A 23,191-nucleotide genomic window follows, 5' to 3' on the forward strand; every position below is an offset into this window, starting at 1 on the left:
TTCACTCTATGCAGACAGTGACTTTGTTATTGTTCATTTCGATGAATCCGCCTTGAATCAGCGAGTCGTGTTTTTCGCCATTCACCATATAAGTCAGTTTTCCTGCTTTCAAGGACGATACAATAGGAGCATGCTGCGGTAATATCATGAACGAACCGCCAGAACCCGGCAACGTCACGCTTTCTACTTCACCCTCGAAAACTTCTTTTTCGGGTGACACAATAACCAAATGTAATTTCTTCATATTCATTTACGGGTTTGTTCATTTACACATGTCCGATATTGAAGGAACAGAACCATCCGCCAAAAGGCCCACATCTTATTTTACTTGTTCCAACAGCTTCTTTCCTTTTTCAATAGCTTCTTCAATTGTTCCCACGTTCAAGAAAGCCGGCTCTGGCAGGTAGTCCACCTCTCCGTCGAGAATCATCTTGAACCCTTTGATGGTATCTTCAATGGAAACCATCGTGCCGGGAACGCCGGTAAACTGCTCGGCTACGGCAAATGGTTGCGACAAGAAACGTTGCACTCGGCGCGCGCGGTTTACCAATGTCCGGTCAGCGTCCGAGAGTTCCTCCATGCCAAGAATGGAAATGATGTCTTGCAACTCTTTGTTCCGTTGCAGAATCTGTTTCACACGCTGCGCCACTTCATAATGCTCTTCGCCCACAATGTGGGGATCGAGGATACGCGACGTAGATTCCAAAGGATCTACGGCAGGATAAATGCCGAGCTCCGTAATCTTACGGCTCAACACCGTGGTGGCGTCAAGGTGTGTAAAGGTAGTGGCAGGTGCCGGATCGGTCAAGTCGTCGGCAGGCACATATACCGCTTGCACGGAAGTGATGGATCCCTTGCGGGTGGAAGTGATGCGTTCTTGCATGGCTCCCATTTCCGTGGCCAGCGTAGGCTGGTAGCCCACCGCCGAGGGCATGCGCCCCAGCAACGCCGAAACCTCGGATCCGGCTTGAGTAAACCGGAATATGTTGTCGATGAAGAACAAGATATCACGCGGGCCCTCCGTATCGCCGCCCATGTCGCGAAACGATTCGGCCACTGTCAGTCCCGACAATGCTACCGACTGACGGGCGCCGGGAGGTTCGTTCATCTGACCGAATATCAAGGATACTTGCGACTTGGCCACTTCATCGTAATCTATCTTCGATAAGTCCCAATTGCCTTCTTCCATACCTTTCTTGAATTCTTCTCCATAGCGGATGACACCAGACTCAATCATTTCCCTCAGCAGATCATTGCCTTCGCGAGTGCGCTCTCCTACTCCGGCGAATACGGAAAAGCCATGCTGCTTCTTCGCTATGTTATTGATGAGTTCCTGTATGAGCACTGTTTTACCTACACCGGCGCCACCGAACAGACCGATTTTCCCTCCCTTGCTGTAAGGTTCCAACAGGTCGATGACCTTGATTCCCGTAAAGAGTACTTCCTGCACGGTGGTCAGGTCTTCGAATTTAGGAGGTTCACGATGGATAGGATAGGCTCCGCTACGGTCAAGCTCCCTCATTCCGTCGATGGAGTCGCCCACCACATTCATCAGACGCCCTTTTATCTGCTCACCTATAGGCATAGTAATGGGGCCTCCCAACAGATACACCTTCATTCCCCTTCGCAGGCCATCCGTGCTATCCATAGCTACGGTTCTCACAGTATTCTCTCCAATGTGCTGCTGCACCTCTACAATCAGTCTTTTTCCTTTATTTCTCTTTATCTCCAGCGCATCATGAATACCGGGCAGCTTCAGTTCCGCCTCCGTTCCTTCAAAATAAACATCCACCACAGGGCCTATAACCTGTGAAATATGTCCCACAATCTGTGACATAAGCAATCTTTTTATTCAGTTTTTTAATAATACCCTACTAATGAAATGCGGTCAATTTCGCATACACACGCAGATTACCTGACGTTTATACGTATACGAACCACATAAGTATCTTCACTTATAAATGTTTACTCTCAAACCGTTTGTTCCCTCCAATAGTTAAACAAACAACTTTGCAAAAGTAGAAACAAATCGCATACCGTTATTCTATACCAATGCTTTTTTTTGCTAAAAAACCTATATTGAAGGGGTATCACCACGAATGGAACGAATTTGAGACATCACACCCGGCACGCGTTTTGCAAACAGAAAAAAGGGATTCACCCCAAAGCAAATCCCTTTTTCAGTCATATCCCTTTTTTTAGATACCTCTATTTCAGTTCAAATCTTCGATTGCAGCCTGCGCCGCCGCCAAACGTGCGATAGGCACGCGGAACGGAGAGCAGCTGACGTAGTTCAAGCCTACCTTATGGCAGAACTTCACGGAAGAAGGTTCGCCGCCATGCTCGCCGCAAATGCCGCACTTCAGATCCGGACGGATGGCACGCCCTTTCTCTGTGGCCATGCGTATCAACTGACCTACACCGTTTTGGTCGAGCACTTGGAACGGGTCGACTTTCAGAATCTTCTTTTCCAGATAGATGGGAAGGAAAGATGCGATATCGTCGCGTGAATATCCAAATGTCATCTGTGTCAAGTCGTTCGTACCGAATGAGAAGAATTCCGCGGAGGATGCAATGCGATTGGCTGTCAGAGCGGCACGCGGAATCTCGATCATGGTACCCACCTTGAAGTCGATGCTGTCTCCTGCTTCTTCAAACAATTTGGCTGCTTCGCCGCGAATCACCTCTTCCTGTTGCTTGAACTCGTACAAGATACCGGTAAGCGGCACCATGATTTCGGGATGCGTTTCAACACCTTGTTTCTTAAGTTCCAGTGCGGCACCCAGAATGGCGCGCGTCTGCATCTGAGTGATTTCGGGATAGGTATTGCCCAAACGGCAGCCACGGTGTCCCAGCATCGGGTTATGTTCGCAAAGCGACTCAACACGCTGCTGGATATATTGCAAGCTTACTCCCATGGCATCTGCCATCTCTTGCTGGCCTTTCAAATCGTGAGGAACAAACTCGTGCAAAGGAGGATCGAGCAGACGGACGGTCACCGGACATCCGGCCATAGCCTTGAAGATTCCCTTGAAGTCGGCTTGCTGATACGGCAGAATCTTGTCCAAAGCCTTACGGCGCCCTTCGGCATCTTCCGCAAGAATCATTTCGCGCATGGCTTTGATTTTCTCGCCTTCGAAGAACATGTGTTCCGTGCGACAGAGGCCGATGCCCACCGCACCGAAGCTGCGCGCCACCTCTGCGTCGTGCGGAGTGTCGGCATTGGTACGAACTTGCAGTTTGGTATATTTATCGGCCAAATTCATCAATTCGGCGAAATCGCCGGAGAGTTCGGCAGCTTTTGTTTCTACCTTGCCATTATATACCTGGCCCGTGCTGCCGTTCAAAGAGATGTAATCTCCCTCTTTCAGGACAACGCCGTCCACCTCTACCGTACGTGCCTTATAGTCGATATTCAACGCTCCCGCGCCCGACACGCAGCACTTACCCATGCCGCGAGCCACTACGGCAGCGTGCGAGGTCATACCTCCGCGAGCCGTCAAGATGCCTTCGGCAACCGCCATACCGGCCAAGTCTTCGGGAGAAGTTTCGATACGCACCATTACAATCTTCTTGCCGGCAGCATGCCATTCGGCTGCATCGTCCGCAAAGAAGACGATTTGTCCGCAAGCAGCGCCCGGAGATGCGGGCAAGCCGCGGGTCAAAGTCTGTGCCTGCTTCAGAGCCTTCGTATCGAATATGGGATGAAGCAACTCGTCCAGCTTGTTGGGCTCGCAACGAAGCAATGCCGTTTTTTCGTCAATCATTCCCTGACGGAGCAAATCCATGGCAATCTTCACCATAGCGGCACCCGTACGTTTTCCGTTACGCGTCTGAAGGAACCAGAGCTTGCCTTCCTGCACGGTGAACTCCATGTCCTGCATGTCTCTGTAGTGATTTTCGAGCTTGGTTTGCAGCGCGTCCAACTCTTTATAGATTTCGGGCATGGCCTCTTCCATGGAAGGATACTTGCTTGCACGCTCTTCCTCGCTTACACCGGCCAGTTCGGCCCAGCGTTGCGAGCCTATCTTTGTAATCTGCTGCGGGGTACGAATGCCTGCCACCACATCTTCGCCTTGCGCATTAATCAGATATTCGCCGTTGAAGAGGTCTTCGCCCGTGGCAGCGTCGCGGCTGAAGCAAACACCCGTAGCCGAGGTCTCTCCCATATTGCCGAATACCATGGCCTGAACACTGACTGCCGTGCCCCATTCGTCGGGAATCCCCTCCATCTTGCGATAGAGAATGGCACGTTCGTTCATCCACGAGTTGAACACGGCGCATACAGCCCCCCACAACTGCTCGTAGGCAGACGTCGGGAAGTCCTTGCCGGTCTGTGCCTTTACGGCAGCTTTGAATTTCTTCACCAGCTCTTTGAGGTCTTCCACCTCCAGCTCGTTATCCAGCTTCACGCCTTTGGCATGCTTCACCTCTTCTATGATGGCTTCAAACGGGTCAACGTCTTCTTTGTTCACCGGCTTCATGCCCAGCACCACATCGCCGTACATTTGCACGAAGCGGCGGTAAGAATCCCAAGCAAAGCGCGCGTTGCCGGTTTTGCGTGTCAGGCCCTCTACCACTTCATCATTCAAACCCAGATTCAGGATGGTATCCATCATACCCGGCATGGAAGCGCGCGCACCCGAACGGACGGAAACCAACAACGGGTTCTCCACGTCGCCGAACTTGGAACGCATCAGCCTTTCCACATGAGCAATGGCCTGCTCCACTTCGTTTTTCAACAGGGCGACGACCTTCTCCTGCCCCATTTCATAATACTCGGTACAAACTTCCGTCGTGATTGTAAAACCCGGAGGAACCGGAACTCCTATCAGGTTCATTTCCGCAAGGTTGGCACCCTTTCCCCCCAAAAGATTTCTCATGTCAGCCTTTCCCTCTGCCTGGCCGTTTCCAAATGTGTAAACTCTTTTCTTGTCCATAATATATATTTAAAAATTTCTGATTATTACTTTTATTTCCCCGATACTTCATTTTCGGTTCGCAAATCTAAGTATATTTCACAGACTATAAAACTTTTTCCAACAAAAACTTCATGCCAGAATGCAATTTCGACATTGCAATCTTTTATCCTCCGTCCGATAGGGAGAAATCCCGAAAAAACACTTACTTTTGCGGCAAATTTCATTATATTTGGTGTAGAAGTGGCAAGAAAGAGAAAAGAACTCCCCCTGTTGGAGAGAGTGACGATAACAGATGTGGCTGCCGAAGGAAAAGCCATCGCAAAAGTCGATGATTTGGTTGTATTCGTACCCTATGTGGTTCCCGGCGACGTGGTCGACTTGCAAATCAAGAGAAAAAAACATCATTACGCCGAAGCCGAGGCGGTGAAGTTTCATGAGTATTCACCGGTAAGGGCAGTCCCGTTCTGCCAACACTATGGCGTATGCGGCGGGTGCAAATGGCAAGTGCTCCCCTATTCCGAACAAATCAGATACAAGCAAAAGCAGGTTGCCGACAACCTTACGCGCATCGGCAAGATAGAACTTCCTGAAATATCGCCCATCTTAGGTTCGGAAAAGACCCGATTCTACCGAAACAAGTTGGAATATACTTTTTCCGACAAACGGTGGCTGACGGCGGAAGAAGTGCGGCAAAACACGGTGTACGAACAGATGAACGCCGTGGGCTTTCATATCCCCAACGCTTTCGACAAAGTGCTGGCCATCGAGAAATGCTGGTTGCAGGACGACATATCCAACCGCATCCGCAATGCCGTGCGCGACTATGCCTGCGAGCACGATTACCCCTTCATCAACCTGCGCACCCACGAAGGCATGCTGCGCAACATGATTGTGCGCACATCCACCACAGGCCAACTGATGGTAATCCTCATCTGCAAGATAGAGAAAGAAGAGGAAATGGCGCTCTTCAAGCAACTGCTGCAATACGTTGCAGACACATTCCCCGAAATCACGTCGCTGCTCTATATCATTAATAATAAGCTGAACGACACCATTACCGACCTTGATGTGCATACCTTTAAGGGGAAAGACCACATCTTTGAAGAGATGGAGGGCCTGCGCTTCAAAGTAGGGCCGAAATCATTTTATCAAACCAACTCCGGACAGGCATATAATCTTTATAAAGTGGCACGCCACTTTGCCGGACTGACCGGTGACGAGTTGGTGTACGACCTCTACACGGGCACGGGAACCATCGCCAATTTCGTTTCGCGCCAGGCCCGTCGGGTCATCGGCATAGAATACGTGCCCGAAGCCATTGAAGACGCCAAAGTCAATGCCGAAATCAACGGAATAGAGAATACCTTGTTCTTTGCCGGCGACATGAAAGACCTGCTGACGGAAGACTTCATCGACCGATACGGTCGCCCCGACGTCATCATCACCGACCCTCCACGTGCCGGAATGCATCAGGACGTAATAGACGTCATCCTCTTTGCCGAACCCGAACGCATTGTATACGTCAGCTGCAATCCCGCCACGCAAGCGCGCGACCTGCAACTGCTCGATGCAAAATACCGTGTAAAAGCCGTTCAGCCGGTAGATATGTTCCCGCATACCCACCATGTGGAAAACGTAGTACTGCTCCAACTGAAGCCCGGTAACGAGAAATCACCGGCCACTCACCACCAACCACTCACCGCCGACCGTTAACCATCGACCGTTAATCACTAACTACTAACCATTAACCATTAATCACTAACCATTAATCACTAACCATTAATCACTAACCATTAATCACTAACCATTAATCACTAACCATTAATCACTAACCATTAATCACTAACCATTAATCACTAACCGTTAATCACTAACCACTAACCATTAATCACTAACCACTAATCACTAATCCCCAACCGACATGACAAAAGAAAGAATTGCGGCAAGAGCCCGCGCGCAATATACGGACTACACAGTGAAAGAGCCCATGGAGCTTATGACATTTTTGGCAACCAAGATGCCTGACGCCAGCCGCACCAAACTGAAATCCTTGTTGAGCAAGCGGATTGTCCACGTAGACAGCGTCATCACCACGCAATACAACTTCCCCTTGAAGCCCGGCATGAAAGTACAAATCAGCCGCGCGAAAGGCCGAAAAGAATTCAACCACAGGCTGATAAAGATTGTGTATGAAGACGCCTACATCATCGTCATCGAGAAGAAGCAAGGACTGCTGTCCGTCAACACGGAAAGACAGAAGGAACGCACGGCCTGTACGATACTGAACGAATACGTGCAGCGTTCGGGCAGGCAGCACCGCGTCTACATCGTCCACCGGCTGGACCGCGACACCTCCGGCTTGATGATGTTCGCCAAAGACCAAAAGACGCAGAACACCTTGCGCGACAATTGGCACAACATCGTGTTCGACCGCCGCTACGTGGCCGTTGTCCGCGGAGAGATGGAGAAAGACGCCGGCGTAGTGTCGTCGTGGCTCACCGACCGCACACTCTACGTACATTCCAGCCCCACGGACGACGGCGGCAAAGAAGCCATCACACACTACCGCACCATCAAACGCGCCAACGGCTACTCCTTGATGGAGTTGGTGCTCGAAACCGGACGCAAAAACCAGATACGCGTGCACATGCAAGACCTGGGACACCCCATCGTCGGCGACGGACGCTACGGACCGGACGACGACCTCAACCCGATAGGAAGACTGGCCCTGCATGCCTTCAAACTATGCTTCTACCATCCTCTGACGGGCGAAAAGATGCATTTTGAGACCCCCTACCCCGGAGAGTTCAAGAAAATCCTTACGAGACGCTGAAAAAAAGTTGTCATTCTCCCTTATCTAAAGTTTGCGAGATAGAGAAATAAACTTTATCTTAGCCGTGCGAACGCATATCCGCACGGCGCGAACATATATCCGCACACTGCGTTTATCCGTTCGCGCACTGCGAACAGAGATTTCGCGCCTAAAAGAGATAAGTTTTCTCGCCTACGACGGAATAGTTTAGAAGCCCTACTCCGCAAGTTTTTTTCACAATCGCGGCCGGCGCTTCGCTTATATCACGGGAAGGACGCCTCAAGGAAGACGGGACGCATCGGAGCGGAGAAGCTGCGTCGGAACAAGCAGGAAAGCGACATCGGGGCGCTAAAGAAAGCGGCATCGGGACAAGCAGGAAAGCTGTATCGGGGCACTAAAGAAAGCGGCGTCGGAACAGGCAGGAAAGCGACATCGGGGCACTAAAGAAAGCAGCTTCGAGACCGGCAGGAAAGCGGCATCGAAGCGCTAAAAAAACTGCATCGGAACAGGCAGGCCGAAAAGAAAGACTCATAAGAGATGAGACGATAAACAATAGGCGACAATAAACAATAGACGATAAACAATAGGCGACAAACAATAGGCGACAATAAACGATAGACAATAGACGATAGACAATAGACGATAACCAAAACCGACGATATGGCAGAATATGACATGCAGGAACTCACCCTGCCCGGCAAAGACGGCAAGCGCATCTTTTATCCCAAGATGCAACTGTACGGACAGAAAGATTTGGACGACATTGCGGAGAACATCGCAAGGGGCACCACCTTCTCGCAAGGAGAAATCAAGGGACTGGTGCAGGCCGTCACCGAAGAGATTGCCCACAGGATGGGCGAAGGATATTCGGTGAAGATTAAAGGATTGGGCGTATTCACCCCGGCACTGGGCCTGCGCAAAGGCAAAGAACCGGAAAGCGACGAAGAAGGAAAGCGAAAGCGAAACGCGGCAAGCATCCGCCTGAAGGACATACACTTCAAGGCCGACAAAGAGTTTGTGTACGAAGCGGGAAGATACTGCAACCTGCAACGCTCCAGCTCCAAGAAATGCCGGCGCTCCTCGCAACTCTTCACCCCGCAGGAGAGGCTGGCAATGGCCAAGGCATACATCGGCAGGAACCTCATCATCAGCGTCGCGGAATACTGCGCACTGACGGGACTGCTGAAAACCGCCGCGGCCAAAGAGCTGAAGCTGTGGGCTTCGGACCCCGAAACGGGCATCGACAGCAAAGGACGGGGCACGCACAAGGTCTATGTGCTGCGCCGGGAGGAGGCCGACGTGTAAGAGGCCGTGTGCTTCATCGGATATTGCACAACTTACTCTCTCTCACCTCGAACGGACGCCGGCGTGTAAGAGGCCGTGTGCTTCATCGGATATTTTTATGCACGAGAAGCACAACCGCACCGCATTATTCCGTATTTTTGCGCATCAATTTATTAAGAAAGAAGAAAAAGTATGAAGAAGGTTATGAAAGGAGTACGGTTTACTCCCAAAAACTATTCCGACGAGGTAGAAGCCCGGATTCAACACTATAAGAGGGAAGGATGCAAGCTGCCGTCGCGACACCTGTTGCGCACGGAAGAGCAACTGGCCGGCATACGCGAAAGCGCCAAGATAAACACGGCACTGCTGGATTATATCTCGGCCAACATACGCGAAGGCATGTCCACCGCCGAGATAGACCACATGGTGTACTGCTTCACCACCGACCACGACGCCATCCCTGCCCCTTTCCTCTACGAGGGTTTCCCGAAAAGCGTGTGCACAAGCATCAACGATGTGGTGTGCCACGGCATACCCCGCACCAAGGAGTTTCTGCGCAGCGGCGACATCGTGAATGTGGATGTTTCGACCATTTATAAAGGCTACTTCTCCGATGCCTCGCGCATGTATATGATTGGAGAGGTAGAGCCCGAAAAGCGGCGTCTGGTGCAGGTGACGAAAGAGTGCCGCGACATCGGTGTGCGGGCAGCCCGCCCCTGGGCACGCCTCGGCGATATAGGCGCGGCCATTCAGGAACATGCCGAGAAGAACGGCTACAGCGTGGTGCGCGACCTTTGCGGACACGGCGTGGGAATCAAATTCCACGAGGAACCGGACGTGGAGCACTTCGGCAAACGCGGCACGGGCATGCTGATAGTGCCGGGCATGACGTTCACCATCGAACCGATGATTAATATGGGAAGCCATGAGGTGTTCATTGACCAGGCAGACGGCTGGACCGTATGCACGGACGACGGACTGCCCTCGGCACAATGGGAAAGCATGATATTGATTACGGAAGACGGAAACGAGATATTGACCGAATAGAGACTTTTTTTTAAAGATTCACCCTAACAAACAGCGACATGGATGCAATAGTTCTCATCACGGGCATCGGCACCGGCTTTGTCATCGGCTATCTGCTTGCCGCACGCAGAGTAGATGCCATACGGGCCGAAATAGGCGGAAAAGAGAAAGAAATGGAGCTGCTGAAACAGCAGCAAGAGAAGGAAACGGAACTGCTGAAGCAACAGCAGGAGAAAGCCATAGAACTGCTGAAGCAGCAACAGGAGAAGGAAACGGAACTGCTGAGGCAACAACAGGAGAAAGCCATAGAACTGCTGAAGCTGCAGCAGGAAAAGGAAATAAATGTGCTGAAGCAGCGGCAAGAAGAGGCTGAGGCGCTGCACAAGCGCATGAGCGTTGAATTCGAGAATCTCTCCAACCGCATCTTCCAAGACAGGGCCGAAGACTTCAAGAAGCTGAACGCCGAGCACCTTGGCAACTTGTTGCGCCCTCTCGGAGAGAATCTGAAAGACTTCCGCGAGAAAGTAGAGCAGGTCTACGACAACGAATCAAAAGAGCGTTTCTCGCTCGGCGAGCGTATCAAGGAATTGGTGGGGTTGAATAATCGCCTCAGCGAAGAAGCCAACAACCTGACCCGTGCCTTGAAAGGCGACTCGAAAGTGCAGGGCAATTGGGGGGAGATGATTCTGGAACGCTTGCTGCAAGCCTCCGGCTTGATTGAAGGGGAACATTATACGCGCCAGGAATATCTGAAGGACGAGCACGGCAATGTCATCTCCAACGAAGAGAGCGGCCGGAAGATGCAACCGGACATCATCGTGAAGTATCCCGACGACAGGGAAATGATTATAGACTCCAAAGTCTCACTTGTCTCCTATACCGCCTATACCGCCGCCGAGAGCAAGGAAGAGCAGGCCCGCCTGCTGAAGGCGCATCTGCAATCTGTCCGTACGCACATAGACGAGCTGAGCCGGAAGGATTATTCGCGCTACAACATCAAATCGCCGGACTTCGTGATGATGTTCATCCCTACCGAGGGGGCTTATCTGCTTGCCGTCCAGGCCGACGCCACTCTTTGGGAGTATGCTTACGGTAAAAAGGTGGTGTTGATAAGCCCCACCAACCTCATCAGTGCCCTGCGCCTTTCGCTGGACCTCTGGAAGAAAGAAAATCAGGTGAAGAATGTACAGGCCATCATCAAACGCGGCACGGCCCTCTACGAAAAGATAGCCGGCTTCACCGATACTTTCCTGGCCGTGGGCGACAGGCTTGCCGGCATGCAAAAAGATTATGAACGTGCCTTCAACCAACTGTCCGACGGCAACGGAAGCATTGTGCGCCAGGCGGAAATGCTGAAAAGCATGAGCCTTACGCCGAAAAAGAGTATCTCGCCCAAACTCCTGCCCAAAGATAAAGAGGGGGAAGAAACGGAATAGGGGCGGCCAGACGGAACTGACCCTTATTCTCACGTCAGATTGGAAGTGCGGTTAGAGGATGAAACGGTGAATAGGCGGCCAAACCGAACTGACCCTTATTCTCTCTTTCCGGAGTGATAGAGATTGGGAAAAGAGGGAAAGAGGAAAAGAGGGAAAGAGTGTTTTGATTTTCTTTTTTAAGTTTTATCGGCACTTGCCGGGTTTATTTTCGGTCTTTTTGCCTGTTTTCCTTCGCCGCATAACCTCGCTATGCCTTGAGAAAAACAGGCAAAATCTTCAAGCAACGTCTCTCGGAAAGAGGTTGAAACAGAATCAAAACAGTCCCTAAAGGGTGCCGGGGAATCTCTGCCTCGGGATTATGCCTCTTTCTTGGGCAATACGCTGTTCAAGACAATATAGCCAAGCAAACCGGCGACTATCGTGCCCGAGAGCACTCCGAACTTCGCCTGATTCAACAGTTCCGGATGAGCGCCGGCAAAGGAAAGATTGGCCACAAACAAAGACACCGTAAAACCAATGCCTCCCAACAAGGATACGCCGGCAATGTTCTTCCAGTTCATGCCCGAAGGCATGGGTGCCAATCTGCTTTTTATGGCCATCCATGTGAAGAGGTAGATGCCGATGAATTTCCCGAAAAGCAATCCTACGGCCACGGCTATGCTGACGTCGCCCATCACATTGCCACCGCCTCCAAGCACTACACCGGCATTGGCAAAGGCAAACAACGGGAGGATGACGAAATTCACCACTCCATGCAGGTTGTCTTCCAATGACTGCAACGGACTGATGACGAAATCCGAAGCACGCTCCACGCGCTTCAGTTTGGCAATCTGTTCATTGTCCAGCACAATATCGTCTGAATGAGAGACCGGGAAACTGTTTATGACGGCACGGATGTGTTTGATGTATCGTCCCGCATCCAGGCGCGGACGTGCCGGTATCACAAATGCCAATATCACACCAGAAATAGTGCTGTGGATGCCCGACTGAAGGAACATGTACCAGATGACAATTCCTCCCGAGAGGTAGAAAAGCTTTTGCGTCATTCCCCGTTTGCCCAAATAGTAGAGAATAGCGTAGAGCACTGCCGCTATCAACAAATACCCATATGCCACATTCGAACTATAAAACAAAGCTATCACCAGAATGCCTCCGATATCGTCGACTACGGCGAAGGCTGTCAGAAACACCTTCAGACTCAAAGGTACCCGCTTGCCCAGCAGACTGAGTACTCCCAACGAAAAAGCGATGTCGGTGGCCATCGGTATGGCCATGCCGCGCGCATCGGGTGTGCCTTGCACTACCAACAAAGAGTAAAACACTACCGGCAATATCATTCCTCCGCAAGCCGCAATGAAAGGAAGCGCCGCCTTGCGGAAAGAGGACAACTCGCCTACCAGCAGCTCGCGTTTTATCTCCAGCCCTACGGACAAAAAGAAAATGGTCATCAGGCAGTCGTTGACAAACTCAAGCATCGTGAGCGGATGTCCTCCGTGTGAAAACAGGTTGAAGCCTCCGATGCGGAGATGCAATTCTTGCGACAAAAAGTCTTGATACACCGGCGACATCGGCGAATTGGCCACACAGGCCGCTATTATTGCCACTACGAACAACAGAATACTTGCCCAGACATTGAGCGACAACCGACTTTTGATGGAAAAATGCTTTTTCATATTGATCAGATTTTGGAATCGTTTTCGGAAAGGAGAATGCCGGAACGGTGCATTCTCCCTCAAAAGATTTTATTAATCCAGCTTCAGCACTGCAAGGAAAGCCTTCTGAGGTACTTCTACATTGCCAATCTGCTTCATTCTTTTTTTGCCTCTTTTCTGTTTCTCGAGCAACTTGCGCTTACGGCTCACATCTCCGCCATAACACTTTGCCGTCACATCCTTACGCACCGCCTTAATCGTTTCGCGGGAGATAATCTTAGCGCCGATAGCTGCTTGAATGGCCACATCAAACTGTTGGCGGGGAATCAAATCTTTCAGTTTCTCGCACATCCGGCGCCCCAATTCATAGGCGTTGTCAAAATGTGTCAGAGTGGAAAGAGCATCCACCGGCTCGCCGTTCAGCAAGATATCCAGCTTCACTAATTTGGAAGGGCGAAAGCCATTGGGATGATAATCGAAAGAGGCATACCCCTTGGATATGCTCTTCAGCTTGTCATAAAAATCGATGACTATCTCGCCAAGCGGCATGTCATAATAGATTTCCACCCGATTGCCCGAAATGTATTCCTGCTTCACCAATTCGCCGCGTTTGCCCAGGCAAAGGGTCATGATAGGACCGATATAATCGGTAGCGGTAATCACCGAGGCGCGGATATAGGGTTCTTCGATATGATCGATCAGTGTCGGTTCGGGCATGCTGCCGGGATTATGCACCTCGGTCATGTTGCCTTGCTTGTCGTAGATATTATAAGAGACATTGGGCACTGTTGTGATGACATTCATATCGAACTCGCGATCGAGACGCTCCTGCACAATCTCCATGTGGAGCAAACCGAGAAAACCGCAGCGAAAACCAAAGCCCAAAGCCAACGAAGATTCCGGCTGGAAAGTCAGCGAAGCGTCGTTCAGCTGCAACTTCTCCAACGAAGAACGCAAATCTTCAAAATCTTCGGCCTCAATGGGATATACGCCTGCGAAGACCATCGGCTTCACTTCTTCAAAACCGGCAATGGCTTCTTTGCAGGGACGTATGACGTGCGTGATGGTATCACCCACTTTCACTTCTTTGGAGGTTTTGATGCCTGAGATGATATAGCCCACGTCACCGGTACGCAGTTCGGAACGCGGAAGCATATCCATTTTGAGCACACCGATTTCATCTGCATCATACTCCTTGCCGGTATTGAAGAACTTCACCTTATCTCCTTTACGGATTACGCCGTTCACTATCTTGAAATAAGCAATGATGCCACGGAAAGAATTGAATACGGAATCGAAAATCAAAGCCTGAAGCGGGGCTTCTTCACTGCCTTTCGGATGAGGAATGCGTTCAATGACGGCAGCAAGGATTTCTTCCATGCCCATGCCCGTCTTGCCGGAAGCACGAATGATTTCTTCACGCTTGCAGCCCAGCAACTCTACGATTTCATCTTCCACCTCTTCGGGCATGGCACTCGGCATGTCGCATTTATTGATGACCGGAATAATCTCCAAATCATGTTCAATGGCCATATAAAGATTGGAAATTGTCTGGGCCTGCACGCCCTGCGAAGCATCTACAATGAGCAACGCGCCTTCGCAAGCGGCAATGGAACGCGATACTTCATACGAGAAATCCACGTGCCCCGGAGTATCAATCAGATTCAGGATATATTTCTCGCCTTTATACGTATATTCCATCTGTATGGCATGGCTTTTAATGGTAATGCCTCTCTCTTTCTCGAGATCCATGTCATCCAGCATCTGTCCGTTAGTCACTTGTATGGTGTCGGTGAACTCCAGCAGACGGTCTGCCAGTGTAGATTTACCATGGTCGATATGGGCGATAATGCAGAAATTGCGTATATTATTCATTGTCAACAACTATCTATTTATTCGGTGCGCAAAGATAATGAAAACGGGGCAAATAAAAAAGATGCGTTGACAACATATACATGCCTCAACGCATCTTTTTATAGCCAGTTAATCAACCTCCGCTTAGTTCAGCTTCACAAACAATTCGCCTTCCACTTCAGAGGTAGCGACCTTGTCTTCTCTCAATAACCAACCCAAACCGAGGAAGAAATCCTTATCAACCAGTTTGGTTACTTTCTTGATTTGCTTGTGTGTCAAGCCATCTGTGCCATTCAATGCTGTCCAAATCTGTCCTGCAACATTTCCAGCTTTTTCTTTTAACATTTTTCTTTGCTTTTAGTTAAACGTTATCCTCATCTCTGTTAACAAAGATGCAGGTGTTTCTTATATCGCTGCAAAGATAGACAATAAATGTGTTATAGAACACATTTGTAAGCATATTTTTTTATATAAAGAGGCTGAAAGTTACGTTTCATTACTATTGATGCGCTTTTTCCATATATTCAACCCAGATTCGGGCAGCTTCTTCTACCATCTTTGCACAGGGACGCTTGGCGTAATATTCTTCTGTGCGCACTTCGGGAATAGGCGATCTTTCCGTCTTTCTAAGTTTCAGTAATTCTGCACAAATCACAGAACCATTACGTTTCTCAAATTCTTGGGCCAGTTCCTGCACCAAAGCATAATTTGCCGCCTTACCTTCGCGGTCTCCGCCATTCACAGTTCCTTTTTCCAATCCGGCCAACAAGAACATGCCGCATGCGGCGCCGCACGTCTGACGCATACGGCCGATTCCTCCCCCGAAAGACGCCGACATGCGCAGCGCTTGTTCCGCAGTAAATCCATACATGTCGGCAAAAGCCGCCACCACCGACTGAGAACAATTGTACCCATCCATGAAAAGCCCGACAGCCTTTTTTATCCTATCCCTCATCTCCATAATCATTCTGCTATTTCCAGCAACATCGGGCAGTGATCGGAATGAACGGCATCGCCCAATATCCTGGCTTCTCTCAGCATCGGACGCACCGGTTCGTTTACCATACAATAATCTATACGCCAACCTTTATTCTTGGCGCGAGAGTTGAAACGATAACTCCACCATGTATATTCCTGCTTATCGGGATGAAGAAACCGGAAACTGTCGACGAAACCGGCTTCGAGGAAACGTGTCATCCACTCCCGCTCTTCGGGCAGGAAGCCGCTATTGGAGGCATTGCGCACAGGGTCGTGAATGTCTATAGCCTCATGACATATGTTATAATCGCCGCAAAGAATCAGTTTAGGGCGGGTACGCTCGAGTTCGAGCACATATTCCTGAAATTTTTCCAGCCAAATCATCTTAAACGCTTGGCGTTCGTCGCCGCTGGTGCCGGAAGGATGATAAACGCTTACAATGGAGAGGTCTCCATAATCGGCACGAATAAAACGGCCCTCATTGTCATATGCTTCCATACCCATGCCGTATGCCACATGGTCCGGTTCTCGTTTACTCAAAATAGCGACTCCGCTATAGCCTTTCTTCTGTGCAGAATAGAGGTAATGCTTGTAGCCCAATGTATCCAACGCTTCCGCCGGATATTGTTCCGGTTGCAGTTTTGTTTCTTGCAAGCATAACACATCGGGGTGCTCTTGGCCTAACCAATCGGTAAATCCCTTTGCAACGGCAGCGCGCAAGCCGTTTACATTGTATGTGATAATTTTCATATTCAATCTTGTTTATATTTACAGACTTCACATTTACAGACATACGAATACAAAGAGTCTTCTTTCAAGGAATTGCATTCAAGATGTCAGTTCGGAGATTAACAACATGATATTCAAAACCGTAACAACAGTTGCTATGGAATAAAGCACAAAGGTGCTCCATTTACTGTTTACATACTGTCCCATTACTTTTCGAGAAGAGGTCAACCCCACTTGCAGGAAGACTGTGAAAGGTAGCTGAATACTCAATACCATCTGAGATATCAACAATCCTTTGAAGGGGTCGCCTATAAAAAATATCAGCAGCAAAGCAATGCCTAACGAAAGTATCACGCCCACTTGAGAATGACTGTCTTTAATGTGATAAGCTTCTCCGAATATTCCGGCAAAAATAGAACCGGCAGCCATACCGCTGGTGATTGTAGAAGATATGCCGGCCATCAGCAGCGCCAAAGCAAAAACCACGGCGGCGCTGTTTCCCAACAACGGCTCCAACAAAGATTTGGCTTGTTGCAGTTCTTCCACCTGAATGCCGCCTTTATAGAACGTTGCCGCTGCCAGCAGTATCATGGCGCTATTGATGGCCCACCCCACAATCATTGAAAACAATGTATCGAACAGTTCGTATTTCAATACTTTCCGGATGGAAGCATCATCTTTTTTATTGTATTCATGGCTTTGTATCACCTCCGAATGAAGAAACAGGTTATGAGGCATCACCACTGCTCCGAGCACACTCATGATAATCAGCATGCTGCCATGTGGGAAAGCAGGGGTCAACCATCCCTGCACAGCCACAGGCCAGTCTATCTTCACCAGAAAAAGTTCATAAATGAAAGAAAGTCCGATGACAGAGACGAATGCGATAATGGAACGTTCAATCTTTTTATAGGAGTTGGTGAAAAGCATGATGCTGACAAATGCGGTTGTTAAAACCGACCCCCATACAACGGGAATATCAAACAGCATTTGCAAGGCAATGGCCCCACCCAGGATTTCTGCCAAAGAAGTAGAGACAGAAGCCAATACCGCAGTGCCGAGTATGGGACGTGATACCCACGAGGGAGTATATTTGGTGGCGGCCTCGGACAAACACAAACCGGTCACGATGCCCAAGTGTGCCACATTGTGCTGCAACACTATCAACATGATGGTGGACAAGGTAACCACCCATAACAAGGAGTAACCGAATTCGGAACCGGCAGCAAAATTAGAGGCCCAGTTGCCCGGATCGATAAATCCCACTGTCACCAACAGTCCGGGACCGATATATCTAAAGAGGTCAAGACCACCCAGATAACGTTTATGGTCTTTCCGTTTCAGGTCTTTGATAATATTCTTCATCGTATTGGTTTATTTAAGAGCGTAAAAATATTGAAATAACAACAAATACGCTCATATTAAGTTCAAAAGAAGATGGATACTGAAATAAAAAAGGGAAGATTAACCCTGGAAGTGTGGGAATAACAGACCTAACATGCGGACTTACGATTGTGCAACCATAAATTATCAGGCGCAGATTTCACAAGATGAGCACGGTTCTCATTGACAGAATCCGTGAATTCCGCGTAATCCGCACCTGAAAAATCATATGGGTAGTTTTGGGTTATCCATCCTTTGTGTTTCAAACAAAAAGCTTAATAACCCATCTCATGCAGCGCTTTGCACAGCTGGTCGGGACAAGAAGTGGAACGCCTGCCGCAACGAATACCTTCCAGACGGCTTATCACCATATCCACCGGCATTCCTTTTACCAAGCGCGAAACACCTTGCAGGTTTCCATTGCATCCGCCCCAGAACGTCACTTCATTCACAATGCCATCTTCCACTTCAAGCTCGATGTTGCTGCTGCATGTACCTTGAGTTTTGTATGTATACGTCATTATTCTTCGCCTTCTTCCGGTTTCATATTGGTATAAACCGTCTGCACATCGTCAAACTCCTCAAGACGTTCCACCATTTTGTCAATAGTCTCGCGTTGTTCGGGAGTCACGTCTTTCTGGTCGTTCGGGATATATGTAAATTCGCCGCCGACATCCTCGAATCCGCATTCTTCCAGATGCTTCTGAATGGCAGCATAGCTCTTCGGATCACCGTAAATCGTGATGGTACCTTCTTCCTCATCCTCCTCATAATCTTCTTCCACATCATAGTCTATCAGGTCGAGGATTAGTTCTTCCATATCAATGTCGTTTTTCTTTTTGAAGGTAAACACGCATTTATGGTCAAACAGGAAAGCCAAAGAGCCCATGGTTCCCAAATTACCGCCAAACTTATTGAATACGGAACGAACATCCGCCACCGTACGGGTAGTGTTATCCGTCAGCGTATCCACAAAAACGGCAACGCCATGAGGGCCATATCCTTCATAAGTCATGCTTTTGTATTCGCTTTGGTCTTTACCCATGGCATTCTTTATGGCACGCTCGATGTTATCTTTCGGCATATTTTCACGTTTACAAGTAGCGATGACCGAACGCAAAGCCGGATTGTTTTCCGGTTCCGGGCCACCGGCCTTTACCGCAATAGCAATTTGTTTACCCAACCTCGTAAAGGTCTTTGCCATGTGGCCCCATCTTTTAAGTTTGGCAGCCTTTCTATATTCAAATGCTCTTCCCATTGGATCTGTATTTATTTTTTAATTATTAATTGTTCAATACTAAATCAACGCAACTTGGCTTCCAACTTGTTTTCCAAGTTGGCAACCAGCTTCGACATAATCTTGTCGATTTGTTTATCGTTTAGTGTTGCATTCTCGTCTTGCAACAAGAAACTTACCGCATAGCTCTTCTTACCGGCCTCCAGATTCTTGCCTTCGTACACATCGAAAAGGGCGACTTCTTTCAGCAACTTCCTTTCCGTTTCATAAGCAATCTTCTCTATTTCGGCAAATTGCACTTTCTTGTCGAGCAACAAAGCCAAGTCGCGCTTCACGGCAGGGAATTTGGATAGTTCCGTATAATTCACTTTCACGTTTTTGATGGCTTTCAGCAGTTCTTTCCAATTCAGGTCGGCGTAATACACCCCATTGTCAATGTCGAATGCTTTCAGCAACTTCTTCGAGACAGAACCAAATGTTGCCAGCCTCTTCCCTCCTCTTGTCTGTACGGACAAAGCGGCAGCATAGATATCATCCGTCAAATTTCCGACAACCAAATCGTGCATTTGCAAGCCCAGACGTGCAAAGATATTTTCAACGTATGCCTTCAGTTCGTACACGGAGCTGTCTTCATCCGGATGTGCCCATGAGTTGGAAACCCTCTTACCGGTTACCCACAAGCCAAGATGGAAATCTTCCGAGTAGGCTGCCAACGCTTTTTCTTGATTCTTCTTTTCCTCATGGAAGTAGTAACAATTGCCATATTCAAAGAACTTCAAGTCGGCATTCTTACGATTGGCATTATGAGCAATGCTTTCCAACCCTCCGAAGAGAAGTGTCTGACGCATTGCATTCAAATCCGCGCTCAACGGGTTCAAGAGCATCACCAGGTTCTTTGAGGGATAGGATTCCAGATTGTCGTAGTAAGCTGCACGGGTCAATGAGTTATTCAATATTTCATTGAATCCGCAACCCACCAGCTGTTCGGCAATGAGATTCTGCAATTTATTTGATTTATCATGCTCACCTTTTGTCGTCAGGCAGGATTTCAAAGTAGACGGAATTTCCACATTATTATATCCGTAGATACGCAGGATATCCTCTATCACGTCGCAGTCGCGCTGCACGTCCACCCGATAAGGGGGCACAGCCAATGTAAGCGCTTCGGCGGTTTCCTTCACAATCTTCATCTCCAAGCTTGTCACAATGCGCTTGATTGTATCCGCCGGGATAATCTTTCCAATCAACGAATGTACCTTTTCATACGAAAGTTCCACGTTGAAATCTTCTACGGGAGCACCGCATACATCCTTTATCTCGGAAGAGACGGTACCTCCCGCAAGTTCTTTTATCATCAGCGCGGCAAGTTTCAGGCAATAGATTGCATTATTCGGGTCTACTCCTCTCTCAAAACGGAAAGAGGCATCCGTATTCAGTCCATGCCGGCGAGCCGTCTTACGCACCCACGTAGGATGAAAATAAGCGCTTTCAAGGAATACATCTTTAGTGGTCTCGGTGGAACCGGAATCCAGCCCTCCGAAAACACCGGCAATGCACATGGCATCTTCCTTGTTGCAAATCATCAGGTCGCGTTCGTTCAGTTTACGTTCCACGCCATCAAGTGTAACAAACGGCGTGCCTTCGGGCATTGTTTTCACAATCACCTCATGTCCTTTAATCTTATCGGCATCAAAGCAATGAAGCGGTTGCCCGAAAGCGTGAACAATGTAGTTTGTGATATCTACCACATTATTTATAGAACGCAGACCGATGATACGAAGTTTGTTCTGCAGCCACTCCGGACTTTCTTTTACGGTAACACCTTTCACCGTCACTCCGGCATATCGGGGACATGCTTCCGCATTCTCTACCTTTACCGCAATATCCAGGTCGTGGTTTTCAACGGCAAAAGCATCCACAGAAGGTTTCTTCAATGTGGTCGGCTTTCCGTTCTGCGTCAGATAGGCATATAAGTCGCGAGCCACGCCATAGTGCGAACAAGCGTCGGCACGGTTCGGAGTGATGTCCACCTCCAATACATAATCACTTTTGATACTATAATAATCCTTGGCGAGCGTGCCCGGAACTGCCGCATCAGGCAGCACAATGATACCCGCATGGTCTGTACCGATACCTATTTCATCTTCGGCGCAAATCATGCCGACAGACTCTACGCCGCGAAGTTTTGATTTTTTGATAGTGAAACATTCGTCACCGTCATACAGTTTGGTTCCTAAGGTAGCCACTACCACCTTTTGTCCGGCTGCAATATTGGGAGCGCCGCATACAATCTGTACGGGGGCGCCTTGTCCCAGATTAACGGTAGTAACGTGCATGTGGTCTGAATCAGGATGAGGTTCGCATGTCAATACTTCACCGATAACCAATCCCTCCAATCCACCTTTGATGGTTTGTACCTCTTCCACACTTCCTGTTTCCAGTCCGATAGATGTCAGTGCGGCAGCAACCTCATCCGGTGTCAAATCAAAATCGACATACTCCTTCAGCCAATTATAAGAAATATTCATTGTATATAAATTAATTATTTTTTATTGTTTCCAAAAGTGACCTGCAAAGTTAATAAGTTTTTTCGGTTGGCAGGGAATTATCCCACAAGAAAATAATAAAAAGGAGCGGCGAATGAAACTTCTGTTTTTCTGCCCCTTGATATTGAAGAACGTGACAAAGAAAGAAAAACCTGCGAATATATACGATGAAGATACAAAGAAACACTTATTGAAGAATTTCAAAACAGATTCCAAGCCCAAAGACATAAGTTCTCCCTTCAACCATTCTTCTTGTAGCTCCGCACCGCCCAGCCTCCCATAAAGAGACCGATGACAGAGAGAGCAAGGACTTGATGCCAAATACTCTGGAGGTCGCCACCACGGATAAAGACGGTACGGACGGCCTCAATGAAGTAGCAGACGGGATTGATGTAGGTGGTGAGATATGACCACGAAGGCATGGAACGCGTGGGAGTGAAGAGACCACTGAGAAGCAACAAGATGACCACAAAAAACCACATAACGAAGACAGCCTGCTGCATAGTGTCACTGTAGTTAGAGATAATGAGCCCAAACGACGAGAAGAATAGGGCCAGCAGCATGGCCAGCAGATAGATGAGCCACAACGAGCCTATAGGTGCGATGCCATAGATGAGCCATGCCAGGAAGAGGCAAACAGTGATGACAAACAAGGCAACGAGCCAGTAAGGAATGAGTTTGGCTAATATGAATAACCATTTGCTGACAGGCGTAACATTAATCTGCTCGATGGTGCCCGATTCCTTCTCGCTCACAATGTTCAGTGCAGGCAAGAAACCGGTCATCAACATCATCACAATGGCGAAGAGGGCGGGAATCATGAAGAGCTTGAAGTTCAAGTACTTGTTGTAGAGAAACAAAGTAGAGAACTTCTGCCCGATAGCGCTAACATCGGGATTGACATTGGCTGCGACAATCTGCGAGAGATAGGCTGCGCCCATACTCCCCTTGATGCCATTCACCGCATTGGCGGCAATGAGTACTTGCGGCTGCTTGTTGCGTGTCAAACCCTTGCTATAGTCCTGCGGAATGACTACCACAATATCGGCGTCAGTGTGCTCGATGTCTTTCAGAGCTTCGGCGTAAGAGGATTTCCGGCCGTGAAAGATGAAATAACTGTTGTGCTCAATGTCGTGGACGAGACGTTCTGACTGCGTGGAGTGGTCGAGGTCAACCACATCGACCACAATATTTTTCACCTCCATATTCATCACCCACGGCGTGACACACATAATCACAATGGGGAACACGACAATGAGCCTGGGCAGAAACGCATTGCGGCGAATCTGTATAAACTCTTTTTGGATAAGATGTTTCAGTACCATATAGTGT

Annotated in this window: 18 protein-coding genes; 5 read left to right on the plus strand and 13 right to left on the minus strand. The window is 48.9% G+C overall.

From position 1 onward, the window contains the following. Position 1 precedes the first annotated feature (1 nt). The 3 genes from atpC to ppdK form a co-directional block, all read right to left on the minus strand. Positions 2 to 244 (minus strand): ATP synthase F1 subunit epsilon, encoded by a 243-nt coding sequence (gene atpC / locus C4H11_RS02600; protein ID WP_106043058.1) that lies wholly within the window; start codon positions 242 to 244, stop codon positions 2 to 4. A 75-nt stretch (positions 245 to 319) separates the two neighbouring features. Then, positions 320 to 1,837 (minus strand): F0F1 ATP synthase subunit beta, encoded by a 1,518-nt coding sequence (gene atpD, locus C4H11_RS02605; protein WP_106040371.1) that lies wholly within the window; start codon positions 1,835 to 1,837, stop codon positions 320 to 322. Positions 1,838 to 2,213: 376 nt separating this feature from the next. Next, positions 2,214 to 4,940, minus strand: coding sequence for a pyruvate, phosphate dikinase (gene ppdK / locus C4H11_RS02610; RefSeq protein ID WP_106040372.1), 2,727 nt, complete (start codon positions 4,938 to 4,940; stop codon positions 2,214 to 2,216). Positions 4,941 to 5,162: 222 nt separating this feature from the next. Here ppdK and rlmD point away from each other — a divergent pair, with 222 nt between their 5' ends. The 5 genes from rlmD (at position 5,163) to rmuC (ending at position 11,480) form a co-directional block, all read left to right on the plus strand. Beyond that, positions 5,163 to 6,635, plus strand: coding sequence for a 23S rRNA (uracil(1939)-C(5))-methyltransferase RlmD (gene rlmD, locus C4H11_RS02620; RefSeq protein WP_106040374.1), 1,473 nt, complete (start codon positions 5,163 to 5,165; stop codon positions 6,633 to 6,635). Between the two features lie 208 nt (positions 6,636 to 6,843). Then, complete coding sequence (locus C4H11_RS02625; protein WP_106040375.1) at positions 6,844 to 7,755, plus strand: RluA family pseudouridine synthase; 912 nt, start codon at positions 6,844 to 6,846, stop codon at positions 7,753 to 7,755. A 639-nt stretch (positions 7,756 to 8,394) separates the two neighbouring features. Beyond that, entirely contained in the window at positions 8,395 to 9,039 is a 645-nt protein-coding gene (locus C4H11_RS02630; protein WP_106040376.1) for an HU family DNA-binding protein, read from the plus strand. A 171-nt stretch (positions 9,040 to 9,210) separates the two neighbouring features. Beyond that, on the plus strand, positions 9,211 to 10,065 hold the full coding sequence (gene map, locus C4H11_RS02635; protein WP_106040377.1) for a type I methionyl aminopeptidase: 855 nt from the start codon (positions 9,211 to 9,213) through the stop codon (positions 10,063 to 10,065). Between the two features lie 38 nt (positions 10,066 to 10,103). Further along, the gene (gene rmuC / locus C4H11_RS02640) at positions 10,104 to 11,480 is read left to right on the plus strand and encodes a DNA recombination protein RmuC (protein WP_164996503.1); all 1,377 of its coding nucleotides are present in this window, start codon (positions 10,104 to 10,106) and stop codon (positions 11,478 to 11,480) included. Positions 11,481 to 11,836: 356 nt separating this feature from the next. On the opposite strand, the gene nhaA is transcribed toward rmuC, so the two are convergent. The 10 genes from nhaA to C4H11_RS02695 form a co-directional block, all read right to left on the minus strand. After that, positions 11,837 to 13,153: a Na+/H+ antiporter NhaA gene (gene nhaA, locus C4H11_RS02645; protein ID WP_394336047.1), complete on the minus strand. Its 1,317-nt coding sequence runs from the start codon at positions 13,151 to 13,153 to the stop codon at positions 11,837 to 11,839. Positions 13,154 to 13,225: 72 nt separating this feature from the next. Next, positions 13,226 to 15,007: a translation elongation factor 4 gene (gene lepA, locus C4H11_RS02650; RefSeq protein ID WP_106040378.1), complete on the minus strand. Its 1,782-nt coding sequence runs from the start codon at positions 15,005 to 15,007 to the stop codon at positions 13,226 to 13,228. 123 nt (positions 15,008 to 15,130) lie between these two features. Continuing rightward, a complete protein-coding gene (locus tag C4H11_RS02655) occupies positions 15,131 to 15,331 on the minus strand; it encodes a winged helix-turn-helix domain-containing protein (RefSeq protein ID WP_106040379.1) in 201 nt (66 codons plus the stop codon). Between the two features lie 154 nt (positions 15,332 to 15,485). Beyond that, positions 15,486 to 15,947 (minus strand): C-GCAxxG-C-C family protein, encoded by a 462-nt coding sequence (locus tag C4H11_RS02660; RefSeq protein WP_205729979.1) that lies wholly within the window; start codon positions 15,945 to 15,947, stop codon positions 15,486 to 15,488. Between the two features lie 2 nt (positions 15,948 to 15,949). Then, positions 15,950 to 16,714, minus strand: a complete 765-nt coding sequence (locus C4H11_RS02665; RefSeq protein ID WP_106040381.1) for an exodeoxyribonuclease III — start codon at positions 16,712 to 16,714, stop codon at positions 15,950 to 15,952. Between the two features lie 78 nt (positions 16,715 to 16,792). Beyond that, the gene (locus tag C4H11_RS02670; RefSeq protein WP_106040382.1) at positions 16,793 to 18,058 is read right to left on the minus strand and encodes an Nramp family divalent metal transporter; all 1,266 of its coding nucleotides are present in this window, start codon (positions 18,056 to 18,058) and stop codon (positions 16,793 to 16,795) included. Positions 18,059 to 18,351: 293 nt separating this feature from the next. Beyond that, complete coding sequence (locus tag C4H11_RS02675) at positions 18,352 to 18,597, minus strand: TIGR03905 family TSCPD domain-containing protein (RefSeq protein WP_106040383.1); 246 nt, start codon at positions 18,595 to 18,597, stop codon at positions 18,352 to 18,354. Continuing rightward, positions 18,597 to 19,334 (minus strand): YebC/PmpR family DNA-binding transcriptional regulator, encoded by a 738-nt coding sequence (locus C4H11_RS02680; RefSeq protein ID WP_106040384.1) that lies wholly within the window; start codon positions 19,332 to 19,334, stop codon positions 18,597 to 18,599. The genes C4H11_RS02675 and C4H11_RS02680 overlap by 1 nt, the downstream gene beginning before the upstream one ends. Before the next feature lie 44 nt (positions 19,335 to 19,378). Continuing rightward, positions 19,379 to 21,841: a phenylalanine--tRNA ligase subunit beta gene (gene pheT, locus C4H11_RS02685; RefSeq protein ID WP_106040385.1), complete on the minus strand. Its 2,463-nt coding sequence runs from the start codon at positions 21,839 to 21,841 to the stop codon at positions 19,379 to 19,381. Between the two features lie 257 nt (positions 21,842 to 22,098). Beyond that, the gene (locus C4H11_RS02695) at positions 22,099 to 23,184 is read right to left on the minus strand and encodes an ABC transporter permease (protein ID WP_106040387.1); all 1,086 of its coding nucleotides are present in this window, start codon (positions 23,182 to 23,184) and stop codon (positions 22,099 to 22,101) included. Between the last annotated feature and the right edge of the window lie 7 nt (positions 23,185 to 23,191).

It is taken from the genome of Bacteroides zoogleoformans (genome assembly GCF_002998435.1).
GTDB classification, from domain to species: domain Bacteria; phylum Bacteroidota; class Bacteroidia; order Bacteroidales; family Bacteroidaceae; genus Bacteroides; species Bacteroides zoogleoformans.